Origin of the sequence: Enterovibrio baiacu (assembly GCF_004120195.1) — a bacterium.
Lineage (GTDB): Bacteria > Pseudomonadota > Gammaproteobacteria > Enterobacterales > Vibrionaceae > Enterovibrio > Enterovibrio baiacui.
Map to the genome: position 1 here is coordinate 1 of NZ_SCHN01000010.1, position 13,852 is coordinate 13,852.

A 13,852-nucleotide genomic window follows, 5' to 3' on the forward strand; every position below is an offset into this window, starting at 1 on the left:
AAACCAGTGTCTCTGGTACGCTCTCGATCACTGATGTGGATGACGGCGACACCCCGAGCTTCGACAATGTCTCTATCGACGGCGATTACGGTACCTTCACGCTGACTGACGGTAACTGGACCTACACGGTCGATCCGTCTAAAGCCGACGCACTGAACGACAACCAGACCGAGCAAGAGGTGTTTACCCTCACCGCCTCGGATGGCACGGTGCAACAAATCACAGTGGATGTCACGGGTGCAGATGATGCGGCGGTTATCACGGGTGATAGCACCGCCAGCATCACTGAAGATACGGGCGCACAAACCGCGACGGGCACCATCACGATCACCGATGCAGACACCGGTGATACCCCAACCATTCCGAACGGCACCTTGGCGGGTGAATACGGTTCGCTGACCTTGGTGGATGGCGCTTGGACGTATACCGCGGACAGCGCATCGATCCAATCGCTGGCTGACGGCGATACCGCGACGGACACCATCACGGTCACGGCATCCGATGGCACTACGCAAGATATTGTCATCACCATTACAGGCACGGATGATGCCGCTGTGGTGACAGGTGATACCACCGGCACCACCACGGACCAAGGCACCTCGGTGTCGGGCTCTATCAGCATCAGTGATGTGGATAACGGTGAAAACCCAACCATCAGTAACACCACCATCGACGGGGAATACGGTAGCCTCACGCTGACCGACGGTGAGTGGACGTACACGGTTAACAGCGAAAGCGCACAAACCTTACCGGACGGCGAATCAGCCAACGACACCTTCACCCTCACAGCGTCTGATGGCTCAACCCATCAAATCACAGTGACGGTTGAAGGCACCGATGATGCCGCAGTCGTCACAGGCGACTTGAGTGCAAGTGTGGCTGAAGGCGGCGATGCGTCTGTCTCTGGCTCTATTAACATCAGCGACCCAGATGCGGCGGTACAACCGACCCTTGAAAACGGCACGGTGGAAGGTGAATACGGTAGCCTGACTCTGACTGATGGCGAATGGACCTACACGGTCAACCCTGACAATGCACAATCTCTGGGTGACGGTGATTCAGCCACAGACACCATCACAGTGACTGCATCGGATGGCTCTGAGCACCAAATTACCATCACAGTAACGGGCAGCGATGATGCCTCTGTGGTCACTGGCGTTACTACTGGCGGCATTGATTTAGGCGCTGACACACCAGAAACCAGTGTCTCTGGCACACTCTCGATCACTGACGTGGATGACGGCGACACCCCGAGCTTTGACAATGTCTCTATCGACGGCGATTACGGTACCTTCACGCTGACCGACGGTAACTGGACCTACACGGTCGATCCGTCTAAAGCGGATGCACTGAACGACAACCAGACCGAGCAAGAGGTGTTTACCCTCACCGCCTCGGATGGCACGGTGCAACAAATCACAGTGGATGTCACGGGCGCAGATGATGCGGCGGTTATCACGGGTGATAGCACCGCGAGCATCACTGAAGATGCCGGCGCACAAACCGCGTCAGGCACCATCACGATCACCGATGCGGACACTGGCGATACGCCAACCATTCCGAACGGCACCTTGGCGGGTGAATACGGTTCGCTGACCTTGGTGGATGGCGCTTGGACATATACCGCGGACAGTGCATCGATCCAATCGCTGGCAGATGGCGATACCGCGACGGATACCATCACGGTCACGGCATCCGATGGCACTACGCAAGATATTGTCATCACCATTACAGGCACGGATGATGCGGCGGTCATTGAAGGCAATACGTCAGGGGCTATCACTGAAGATACAGGCGCACAAACGGCCTCTGGCACCATCACCATCACCGATGCAGATACTGGCGAAACGCCGACCATTCCTAACGGCACCTTGGCGGGTGAATACGGCTCGTTGACTCTCGTCGACGGTGCATGGACGTACACCGCTGACAGCGCCTCTATCCAATCGCTGGCAGATGGCGATACTGCAACCGATACCATCACGGTCACAGCGTCAGATGGGTCAACCCAAGACATCGTGATTACCATCACGGGTACTGACGATGCGGCGGTCGTTGAAGGCGATACGTCAGGCACTGTTACTGAAGGTGATATCGGCGATGTTTCGACCGCAACGGGCGAACTGAACATTGTCGACCCTGATGGCGAACCTGTTAACTTCCCTGATGCGAATGTCAGCGGTGAATACGGCAGCTTAACCCTCGTAGATGGTGCTTGGACGTACACACTTGATCAAGACGCCACCCAATCGCTCAATCAAGATCAAGAAGTGACAGATACCATTACCGTCACAGCATCTGATGGGACAACGCAAGACATCACGATAACCGTGACGGGCACAGACGATGCCGCTGAAGTATCAGGCACATTTACTGCGAGTGTCGATACTGATGGCTTCAGTTTGAATGCGTCTGAAAGTGGAAACATTCAGGCTGGTGATGCAACAACCGGCGATAGCAATGGCGCTTGGACGACAACGACAACCACCATCGATGGAGTCCCGTATGTAATTTCAACGTCGTTCGGGTATGACGGCACCACTATCATCTCTCGCGTAGAGGATGATGGTTCTTTGACCGAAACAGATCGTATTTCCTACGACAGTTCTACAGGGACAGTAACATCCACGTCAGGCGGTGATATCACTGATGTGATTGAAAACGCAGGCGTCTCTGTGGGCGCGATGGGGAATGGCCTGACACAATCTAATGTGTCTAACATTGATGGCCAAGATACGTTGTTCCTGACATCACAGAACAGCGGCTCTCTCTCCGCTTGGGAAATTTCTAGCGACGGTACCTTGTCACTGAATGGTGGCCTCACCTTCGGTAACTCACAGACGGGCATTGTCCGTGAAAACGTCACCTTTGAAGCGGATGATGGCACAGAGTATGTCTTCGTCGCACGCCCTCAAGGGGACTCGATCGACACGCTTACCTATAACCCTGAAACGGGCGAATTCGCTGAAACAGGCAATTCGATTGCGGCAGGTGATTTGGTATCAGGGGTCGATATTATTACCGTTGATGGTCAGTCCTTCCTCGCATCCAGCAGTGATGATGGCATCAATATCTATTCCGTTGACAGTGACACAGGGAACTTGACGCTCGTCGATAGCCAGCCTCTTGATCTAAGCGATGGAAATTCCGTTAACTTCTATCAAACAGGTGATGGCACGACATACGCGATTGCATCAAGCGATGGCAGCGATAACGCCTCTATATTTGAAGTCGGGGCGAACGGTTCAATGACGCTAACCGACACCGTCTCTGGTGGTGGTGCGTATATGTCATCTGCCGGATACATCGATGGCGAACCTGTCTTTGTCATGCCAAACGCAACGGAAGGGGTTGATCTCTATACCATCAATGACTCGGGCGACTTGGTGCTTCAAACCACGGTCACCGGCATAGAAAATGACAAGACACCACCGGTTATCGTGCAAACATCCGACGGCAGTTACTACCTTGTCGATGGCGATGGTCAGTCAACAACCGTCAAACTCGACTTTGGCAACGATTCAGACATTACGGTGTCTGGCACACTCAGTATTTCCGATGCAGACAGCGATGACTCGCCATCCTTTGAGAACACCACTGTCGAAGGCGAATACGGAACACTTACCCTCACAGATGGTGTGTGGACTTACACGGTAGATGAAGCGAAATCGCAATCTATTGGGGAAGACCAGGTCGAAACCGACACCATTACACTGACAGCGACCGATGGCACCCAGCAAGATATTTCCATCACAGTGACAGGCACTGATGATCAACCAGAAGTATCCGGTAACTTTACTGGCAATGTTGTCGATGCGAAAGAACCTGCTGTTGGCGACAATTTACTGATCAATGGAGATTTCGAAACATACGGTAATGATTCAGGTAATCAATGGACACGATTGGAAGGAGATGAACTCACGGGTTGGCAGGCGGGCGAGCATGGCGTAGATGTCGTTCAGGGCACTTATTCATACATGGCACCCAATGCGACAGACAACACAATTATTGAGTTAGATACCTACGCCAACTCATCCTTAGAACAAACCGTAGATGTTTCCTCAATTACTGCTTCTGAAGGTTCGGAGTTTAACCTTTCATTCGATTATGCAAGCCGTAACCATATTGATGGCACAAGTGCTTTTCAGGTCGAAGTACTAGATCAAGATGGTAATGTATTGTTCTCCGAGTTTTTTGAAAATAATCAAACGTCCGACCATTACGAACATTTCGATGTGAACTTTACAGTTGCGGAAGGCGTGGAGAATCTAACTCTGTCCCTTAAAGCAGAAGGAAATTCGGATGGCGGCGGTGCGAATTTAGATAATTTTTCTCTTGCTCCAATAGTGAGTATCGAAGAGCAAACTGTTACATCGGGCACCATAGATATCACCGATGCTGATGATGAAGATTCACCTACTTTTGAAAACACGACAGTAGAAGGAGAGTACGGAACATTAACACTCACTGATGGTGAATGGACATATGTCCTTGATTCAGAAAAGGCACAATCATTGGCAGAAGGCCAAGCAGCAACAGACACCATCACTGTCACTGCGTCTGACGGCACCTCGCAAGACATTGAAATCAGTCTAACGGGTACTGACGACGCTGCCGTTGTCACGGGTGACACATCAGCCTCAGTCACCGCTAACAGTTCACAAAACATCACAATCGGTAATGCGTTTGTGATGGATCAAAATGTCGATTATGAAAGTGGCTCTTTCGTCACATGGAGCTTCCCGCCGGAACTCAACTTCAGTGATAGCGGTATCACCGTTCAAATTACTGATAACGATGGTCAACTCAACAGTGACGACAGCAAAAATGAGACGAGCGAAGACAAAACGCAGTCCATCACTTTGGATGGCGAAGATTACAGCGTAAACGTAGATTACTCTCTTTCTTATGAAGACGGAGCGGGTAATACCTACACCTTTGCCGTAGTCGATGTTGACATGAACGGTGATGGCAGCAATGCCGTTAGCGGCACAGAAAGCGGAAAAGTATTGATTCAGCTGGATGGGCCTGAAATCACACCAGACACATCATTGAGTCTGGTTCCGGATTCATACCAAAACATCAGTAGCCTTGATTATGCTGACATTGAGGAAGCTGCAACGGTCTCGGGTACGCTGAACATCACAGATGTGGACGCCGCAGAAGCGCCAGCCTTCGAGAACACAACCATTGAAGGCGAGTATGGCTCCCTGACATTGGTTGACGGTGAATGGACATATACCGTTGATACAGAAAAAGCACAATCTTTAGGAGAAGATCAAACCGCAACAGATACCATCACACTGACAGCAACAGACGGCACCACACAGAACATTGATATCACTGTGTCAGGTGTCGATGAAGCCGCGGTGGTCAGCGGTGACACGACAGGCAACATTTCTACCGTTAATCAAACAACCGTCGAAACATCAGTCACTCGCGGAAGCGAAGGGATGTGGGATACGAACGGCGGAGACTCCATGACGCTGGACTTTAGTCATGTGACAACCAGCGCAGCCTATGACAACTCCGTCGGATACTACGTGCTTGATGCCGAAGGCAATGTACTTCGAGCGGAAATCATATTTGATGACGCACACAGCGTGACAAGTGCGACTGCGGATATTAACACCGAAGGCGGCGAAAAAGTCGGGCTGTTCATCATCCCTGACGGTGACAACAAAGGCTTTAATGCTGGCGAAGTCACTCTCAGCTTTGGCAGCAACGGGGTCACTGCATATCAAGGCTATGCATCTGGCACAACGCTCGTGTCTGAGTCCTCGAAAAATGGCAACGGCTTCGACTACGAGTCTAACTCTGGCAGCAGTTCATCTTGGGAAGATATTGTTGGTGGCGGCGACCGTGATTTCAATGACGTCACCTTTACGGTTAACGCCAGCCAAGAGGTATCACAAAACATCACCACCAGCGGAACGATTTCCATCTCAGATGTCGATGAAGGTCAAACGCCAACCTTGCCAAATACAACCGTTGAAGGTGAGTACGGCTCACTGACTTTGGTCGATGGCGAGTGGACATACACCTTGGATCCTGAGCTTGCCGTTGCAGCAGGTGAAGAATCCATCGATACCATTGTCATTACAGCATCTGACGGTAGCCAACATGAAATCGTGATTGCGATTGCAGGTACCGATGATGCACCGGAGGTCAGTGGCGTATTCACAGGCACTGTAAACGAAGGAGACCTCGGCGACACAGTGTCTATCAGCGGTTCCATATCCATCACAGATGTTGATTCAGAAGATACTCCTGAATTCGAAGACACCACCATTACAGGTCAATACGGGTCTTTGGATTTGGTGGATGGCGTATGGACATACACTGTTGATAACGAGAAAACCCAAGAACTCGATACGGGTACGTCGGTGAAAGACACTATCACACTCACCGCCTCTGATGGCACCACGCAAAACATCGAAGTCACGGTGCAAGGGACGGATGATGCGCCGTTCGTAGTGGGCACAAACAGTGCCGCGATTGTCGCACCTGAACCTGTTTCAAATGACTTCATTGAGGTTAACAATGGTTTCATCTTGAACGAAGGTTATTCTTTTGATAGCGGCGACATGCAGTACTACGGCAATGAACCCACGCTGAACTTTAACCAAGCGGGGCAAACAATCCGTATCTATGATGAAGACGGCACCATGGACGGTGACAACTATCAGAATGAATATGTTCAGGATACGAGCCAAAAAGTCGAAATTGGCGGTGTCATGTATACCGCCACCTATGACTACCAACTCGACTATCAAGATAGTGCCGGCAACATCTACACCTTCGCCGTTCTGGATGTCGATTTAGATGGCGATGGTTCGTTCCGATATGATTCGAATGAACAGGGTAAGATGATCATCCAGATCGGCGGTCCAGAAATAACCCCTGGAATGTCAATGGATTACCTCCGCGACACACCAAACCAGGGACGCACAATGTCCTATGAAGACATTGCGGTGGATACAGCGGCGGCGGCGGCATCAGTGACAGGTCAACTATCACTGACGGATGTTGATGCCGGAGATTCGCCATACTTTGCTAACAACACCGTTGAAGGCAGCTATGGATCGTTAGAATTGGTGGATGGAAGTTGGACCTATACCCTCAACCCAGATTCAACCTCGCACCTTCAGCACAATGACGTCGTTACTGATGTCATCACACTAACCGCATCTGACGGCGTCACTCAAACGGATGTGAATATCACCATTGGCGGCTCAGAAACAGCCCTAGCGGTAAATTCGCATACGATGACCAGTGAGAGCATGTCGGACGTCATCTCGTTGGAGGACATCACCTTCACAGGCTCAAGCGGTGACGACAAGATTGCCGGAAGCGATGCCCACGACGTGCTTCTTGCGCAAGCAGGCGACGATTTGATTTTGGGCGGCGGTGGTAATGACGTCCTGGACGGTGGTTTAGGCCATGACATTCTTGTCGGCGGACAAGGTAATGACACCATGGCTGGCGGCGCGGGGGCGGATACGTTTGCCTTCTTACACGGCGACCAAGGAACAGCGTCAGACCCTGCCATTGACCATATTACTGACTTCGACACGCAAAACGATGCGCTCAATTTGTCAGACCTCGTGCAAACCGAAGAAGCAGAAAGCATGGAAAGCTATCTCTCTTTGATGGACGGCGAAGACGGCAACGCGACGTTAAGTATTTCCTCACAAGGTGATGGAAATGTCGATCAGAAAGTGGTCTTCGACAACATGAGCGTAGAGGACATGGCTGATGCTTACAGCGTTGACATTGGAGGCATGACATCAGAACAAATCAGCTCTTCTGTCATCGACGCCATGATTGCGCAATCTAAGGTGATCATCGACTAGGGTCATTACACACAAAAAGAGTTGCTCCAAATAGCGCTCAACTAAGAAGCGCCTTGCGCTAACCTTAGCCAGTCAGTCCCCCTGACTGGCTTTTTTCTTTATGTTGACGAAGGTTTACATTCTCCCCCTGCCCCTTTCAAACAACGCACGATATAATCCCACCTTAATTTGCGGTCATCAGGCCGTCGACTCGACAACCTAGGCGAATGCTTTCAATGAAACTAAAACAACTTTTCGTGCCGCTCCTTGCTGTTTTTGCCCTATCTGCATGCAGCGATGACGCACCAACAAGCCAAGCAGAAAAATACACCACCCTTGAAACGCCTGTGAAGGTTGCCGATCTTGCACCTGTAACCGAAGTCTTTAGCCTTTCTTGCGGCCATTGCCGTTCAATGGAAAGCGCTATTCCGGCAATTGAAGAAGCAGCCAGCGTCAAAATTGGCAAAGCACACGTTACCTTCAACGAAAGCGCCACCTTTGCCGCGTTGATTTACTACGCTGCAAGCACCCAAGAAGACGGCAACCCGCCAAAAGACTTGGTTGCAGCACTGTTTGAGTATGTTCAAGAGCAACAAACGGATTCCGCAGAAGATAACAAGCGTTTGCTGGGAGACGTATTCGCGAAATTTGGCCTCACCAGCCCTTATGAATTGGACGAAGCGCAACAAGCCAAATTGTTTACTGCCATTGAACAAGCCGATGCGCTGACCGTGCAGTCTGGCATTAACTCAGTACCAACCTTCTTGGTGAAAGGCAAATATGTGGTAAACACTAGCGCACATGAAAGTGCAGAAGAGCTAGGTGCAACACTGAAAATGCTGCTGAATAAAGCGGATTAAACACGTCTCTATCTAGGCGCTTAAAGATCAGAGCGCTTAAAAACTAGAAGTCTTAAAGATCAAAAACGGCGCGAATCGCGCCGTTTTTATTTCTACATTATCTCTTTGGCATCAACAGTATTACTGCGCCAATCGCGCAAATCCTGCGTCCAAATCAGCAATCAAATCTTCCACATCTTCCAAACCGATATGAACACGCACCAAGGTGCCATCAAAATCGACAGGGCCCGCAGGGCGAATGGCATTCAACTCTTCAGGTTGGTTAGCCAGAATCAGAGATTCATAACCACCCCATGAATACGCCATGCTGAAATGGGTAAAGTTATCGAGGAAATTCGCCACTTGTTCGGCAGAGAGCTTGTCTTTCAGAATAAAGGAGAACAAACCACACGCACCGGAAAAATCACGGACAAAATTCTCATGACCGATTGCGCCTTCCACAGCAGGGTGATTCACACGGGCTACTTCAGGACGCGCTTTCAACCACTCAGCAATCGCAACGCCGTTTTCATGATGCTGCTTTAAGCGCACACCCAAAGTGCGCAACCCGCGAGAAGCCATGTACGCCGTATCCGCATCGACCATTTGACCCATGAGGTAAGAACGTTCACGTAAGGTTTCCCATGTGCGCGCATTGGCAACCGCAGTGCCTATCATGGCATCCGAATGACCGATGATGTATTTCGTGCCCGCTTGTACCGAAATATCAATGTCGTGGTCCAGTGCCTTAAACAACACACCTGCTGCCCACGTGTTATCCATGATGATCACGGCATTTGGGTTCTTCGCGCGCACGGCGCGCACAATGGCGGGAATGTCTGGCACTTCCATGGTGATAGAGTTTGGAGACTCAAGAAACACCACGCTCGTCGATGGGGAGACAAGTTCGCCAATCCCCGTGCCAAGCATAGGGTCGTAATAGGTGGTCGACACGCCTAGGCTGGCCAGAATGTTGTCACAAAAGGCTTGCGTCGGCTCGTAAGCGCCGCCCGTCATCAATACGTTGTCACCGGTTTTGACGAAAGAAAGAATGGTATTTGCAATGGCAGCGGCTCCACACGGGTACAACACACACCCGGCTCCACCTTCTAACTCTGTCATTGCATCTTGAAATGAAAAGTGAGTGAGCGTGCCGCGACGTCCGTAAAACAATTCGCCTTCGCCGCGCTTCGCTGTCGCCGCTTTTTTCTGTTCAACAGAATCAAACACAATGGATGAAGCGCGTTGAATAACACTGTTCACGCTGCCTTGGCAGTATCGCTTATCGCGTCCCGCAGAGACCAATGTTGTATTGAGTTTTTCAGACGACATAGTTGTTCCTTATTCCCTTACTGTTGAACCGACTCTCTGAGTCGCTGTTCCTCTTTCCATAATGGCAACAGATTACCTTAGAAGCGCCCCGAATGCAGCGCGATATTGTTTTTGGACGTCAACGCTATGTGCTTGATTCAACAGTGTCTCATTATTTTTGACATGACGTCTTCGCTAGAACACATCCAAAACGTCTCATGCACGACGAGATATCGTCCCCATTCACACGACCCAAAAACCCATAAATGAGACTGTGTACTATATTTAAAACACGTCATTTTGAGAGTGAGAGTTTATCAATGAGATCAATCAGTAAAGGTGACCAAAAGTCGGCATTGTCCCTCACTTGGCTACCCTTTATGTTTGCCCTAGTTTTCGCATTTGCGAGCCTGCCAGCTTTTAGCGCAGTGAAAAGCCAAGGAAAAGATGTGTTGGTATTTGGCATTGTACCTCAACAGTCATCCGCAAAACTCATTCGAAATTGGGGGCCTCTGCTCAAAGAAATCAGCGAATACTCTGGATTAACGCTGCGCTTTGCAACAGCTCCCAACATACCTGAGTTCGAGAAACGCCTGGCAGAAGGCAAGTATGATCTGGCTTATATGAACCCTTATCACTTTACGGTGTTCAACGAATCACCTGGCTATTCCGCGCTGGTGCATGCCAAAAACAAACGCATTAAAGGCATCTTAGTGGTGAAGAAGGGGGAAGACATTGAAACGCTCTCCGATCTTGAAGGCAAAGACGTTGCTTTCCCTGCGCCCGCCGCGTTTGCAGCAACCCTGCTGACCCAAGCGGCACTGAACAATGCGGGCGTTTCATTTACCCCCCACTATGTGGGTTCCCATGACTCTTCTTACCTTGCCGTTGCAGACGGCATGTTTGACGCAGGTGGCGGCATTATCCGCACCTTCGGCGCAAGCTCAGACGAAACAAAAAACCAATTGAATGTTCTTCATATCACGCAAGATTTCACCCCCCATGCCGTTGCGGCTCACCCGTCGGTCAATGAAGAAACCATGCAAAAAATCGTTCAGGCCTTTATTGAACTCAGCGACACAAAAAAAGGCAAAGCAGCACTAAAAACATTGAACATAAAAGGATTCAAAGCGGCAAAAGACAGCGATTGGGATGACGTAAGATCGCTAAATATCTCCGTCATCACCAACAAGTAACGCGACTACACGTATGTCGTTTCGCTTAAAAACCATCATCGGCATCGCCTTAATCGAGTTGGTATTGCTCGCGATACTGGTTTTTTCAGGGTTGAATTGGCTGCGGGGTTCAAACGAACAACAAATTGAGCTGGATGGCCAACTGCTTTCCAGCACATTTGCCATTGCTACGCGCGATGCCATCATTTCAACGGATCTCGCCAACCTTAATGCGTTCACCCAAGATGCCATTGCCAACAAAAACATCCTTTACATCAACGTAAAAAATGATGAGGGAAGACTTCTTGCGGGTGCATCATCGTTGCCTGACGACAAACACACCCCCAACTATGACCAACGCCCTTCTGAATCCGAAGATGGCATTTACGATATCCGAACGGATGTTGTCATAGATGAATGGAAGGTGGGGCAAATCGAATTCGGTTTGAACGTATCCGCCTTCAATGCCCTGCTCTACAACGCGCAAAAATACGCAGTTGCCATTGCTGTACTCGAAATTGTATTGGTGGCACTTTTTTCTTTTGCCTTTGGCTCACTGCTTACTAATCAATTGAAAAAGCTGCAAATCGGGGCAAAGCGCATTTCGAAAAAAGGCCCAGGTGAAACGGTACCCGTAAAAGGAAACGATGAAGTGGCGCAGGTGACCCTTGCGTTTAATGAGATGTCGCTCGCCCTTGCCCACTCTTATACCGAGATTTCACATGAAAAAAACCGGTACAAGGTCTTGGCTGATCAAAACATGATGCTGGCTGAGATTGTTGAGCAAAGTCATGAAGTCATTTTGGTCACCAACACGGAAGGGAAAATCCAGCGCGTAAACCACGCATTCAGTGACATTTTTGGCTACAAAGAAAAGGGCATTTTAGACAAAGGGGTTATGCCATTACTCTTTAGGGAAAGCATGGATACCGCCTCCGCTCACTGCATTTCAGACGCCATTGAAGCTGCTAGCATTGCGACGGTGAAGACGCAGTGCCTGAATCGTGAAAACGTGGAGTTCTGGACAGAGATAACCGTCTTCCCCATAAAAAGTTATGCAGGAAACGTGGAGAGGCTGGCCTTCATTGTCCGAGACATTACCGAAAACCACGAGTTTGAGACCAAACTCAAAGAGGCCGTTAACCGCGCAGAATCCGCAACCAAAGCGAAATCAGAGTTTCTTGCAAACATGAGCCATGAAATTCGAACACCAATGAACGGCATTATCGGTATGTCTGACATGCTGCAAGAAACCCCGCTAAACCGCGAGCAACTCGGATTCATTGATATCATCAATTCCTCAGCGAGGGACCTCCTCTATCTGCTCAACGACATTCTCGACTTCTCAAAATTAGAAGCACAGAAACTGTCGCTCCAAGAAGAGTATTTCTGCTTGAGGAAAGTGATTGAAGAAACCATGACCATGATATCCATTGATGCAGCGAAGAAAGATCTGATGCTGGCGATTGATATCGACCCAGCCTTGAAAACAGAGGCGTATGGCGACGGCTTTCGATTAAGACAGATACTCAACAACCTACTGGTCAATGCCGTGAAATTCACCGAACACGGGTACATCAAACTCATCGTTACCGGCTCGGAAGACATCGCGAAAAACCGCATCGATTACACGTTCTGTGTTGAAGATTCCGGCATTGGTATTCCAGAGTCCAAAATCAACGAGATTACCAACGCCTTTCAACAAGTGGATGGCACAACATCTCGCCGCTATGAAGGCACAGGGCTTGGGCTTGCTATCACACAGCGCTTGTTAACCCTGTTCAATGGCACACTACACATCGAATCGAAAGAAAACCATGGTAGCCAATTCTGGTTCACGATCCGACTTCCCTTACTCGGCGAGAACCGCTCTACAAAATTTGCGCTGGATGGCAAAAACATCGCCATCATTAACGCTGACCCTTTGCACCGCGCCATCTTCAACAAATACTTTGCGCATTGGTGTGCCGATATCCATTACCTGAACAACCCCGACAGCGTGGACAAAGGCCAAACACGCTATGACGTCGCCATTGTCTTGCTGTCAAACACGGTCACATTACCGCCTTCCAGCGCCTGCCCTGTCATTGGCGTGACACCACACATAGAAGACAGAACGCCTCATGCCGATGAGGCGGGTATTATTCTGATATCTAAGCCTATTCGCATGCATGTGTTACTGCGAGAAATGCTGCACGCGTTAAATCAAAAGCCGTTGCCAATGCTCGAACCGTCATCAGATAGCTATCGCCCTCACCTTCCAGAGAGCATCAAGAAAATGTCCATCGTGGTGGTGGATGACATTTCCTACAACCGTGAAGTTATTCGGGTTTACCTCTCGGAGCTTGAGCCGAACATCCAGTTTTTATCGAATGCTCAACAAGCCTTGGAGCACTATAAGCATCACCCGTTCGACATTCTGCTGACGGATGTGTCCATGCCCGGTCGCGACGGCTATGAACTCACGCAACAGCTGCGACGCTTTGAGAAAGAACACAACATTCCCGCCGCCTGTATTATTGGCCTTTCCGCCCATGCAGGCCGCCAGGATTTCAGTCGTGCCATTGAGTCAGGCATGGACAATTACCTCACCAAGCCCATCGTCAGAGAAGATTTGACCGAAGCGCTAATCAAAGCCTGCAGAACACGACAAGCGTTACTCGCCAACAATGCGCCATCTTAAAAGCGGCGA

At 49.8% G+C, this 13,852-nt stretch carries 5 protein-coding genes; 4 read left to right on the forward strand and 1 reads right to left on the reverse strand.

Going from position 1 to position 13,852, the window contains the following annotated elements:
* Together EQP46_RS11320 and EQP46_RS11325 are read left to right on the forward strand one after the other, a co-directional pair.
* Positions 1-7,856: VCBS domain-containing protein (locus tag EQP46_RS11320; RefSeq protein WP_129493758.1), on the forward strand; the 7,856-nt coding region annotated here is incomplete at its 5' end.
* Positions 7,857-8,071: 215 nt separating this feature from the next.
* Positions 8,072-8,695, forward strand: a complete 624-nt coding sequence (locus EQP46_RS11325; RefSeq protein ID WP_129493759.1) for a thiol:disulfide interchange protein DsbA/DsbL — start codon at positions 8,072-8,074, stop codon at positions 8,693-8,695.
* Positions 8,696-8,815: 120 nt separating this feature from the next.
* On the opposite strand, the gene metC is transcribed toward EQP46_RS11325, so the two are convergent.
* Positions 8,816-10,006 carry a cystathionine beta-lyase gene (metC, locus tag EQP46_RS11330; RefSeq protein ID WP_129493760.1) on the reverse strand — a complete coding sequence of 397 codons (1,191 nt, stop codon included), beginning with the start codon at positions 10,004-10,006 and terminating at the stop codon, positions 8,816-8,818.
* A 299-nt stretch (positions 10,007-10,305) separates the two neighbouring features.
* On the opposite strand from metC, the gene EQP46_RS11335 reads away from it, so the two are divergent.
* Positions 10,306-11,181, forward strand: a complete 876-nt coding sequence (locus EQP46_RS11335) for a phosphate/phosphite/phosphonate ABC transporter substrate-binding protein (protein WP_129493761.1) — start codon at positions 10,306-10,308, stop codon at positions 11,179-11,181.
* 13 nt (positions 11,182-11,194) lie between these two features.
* Positions 11,195-13,843, forward strand: a complete 2,649-nt coding sequence (locus EQP46_RS11340) for a hybrid sensor histidine kinase/response regulator (protein WP_129493762.1) — start codon at positions 11,195-11,197, stop codon at positions 13,841-13,843.
* Positions 13,844-13,852 lie beyond the last annotated feature (9 nt).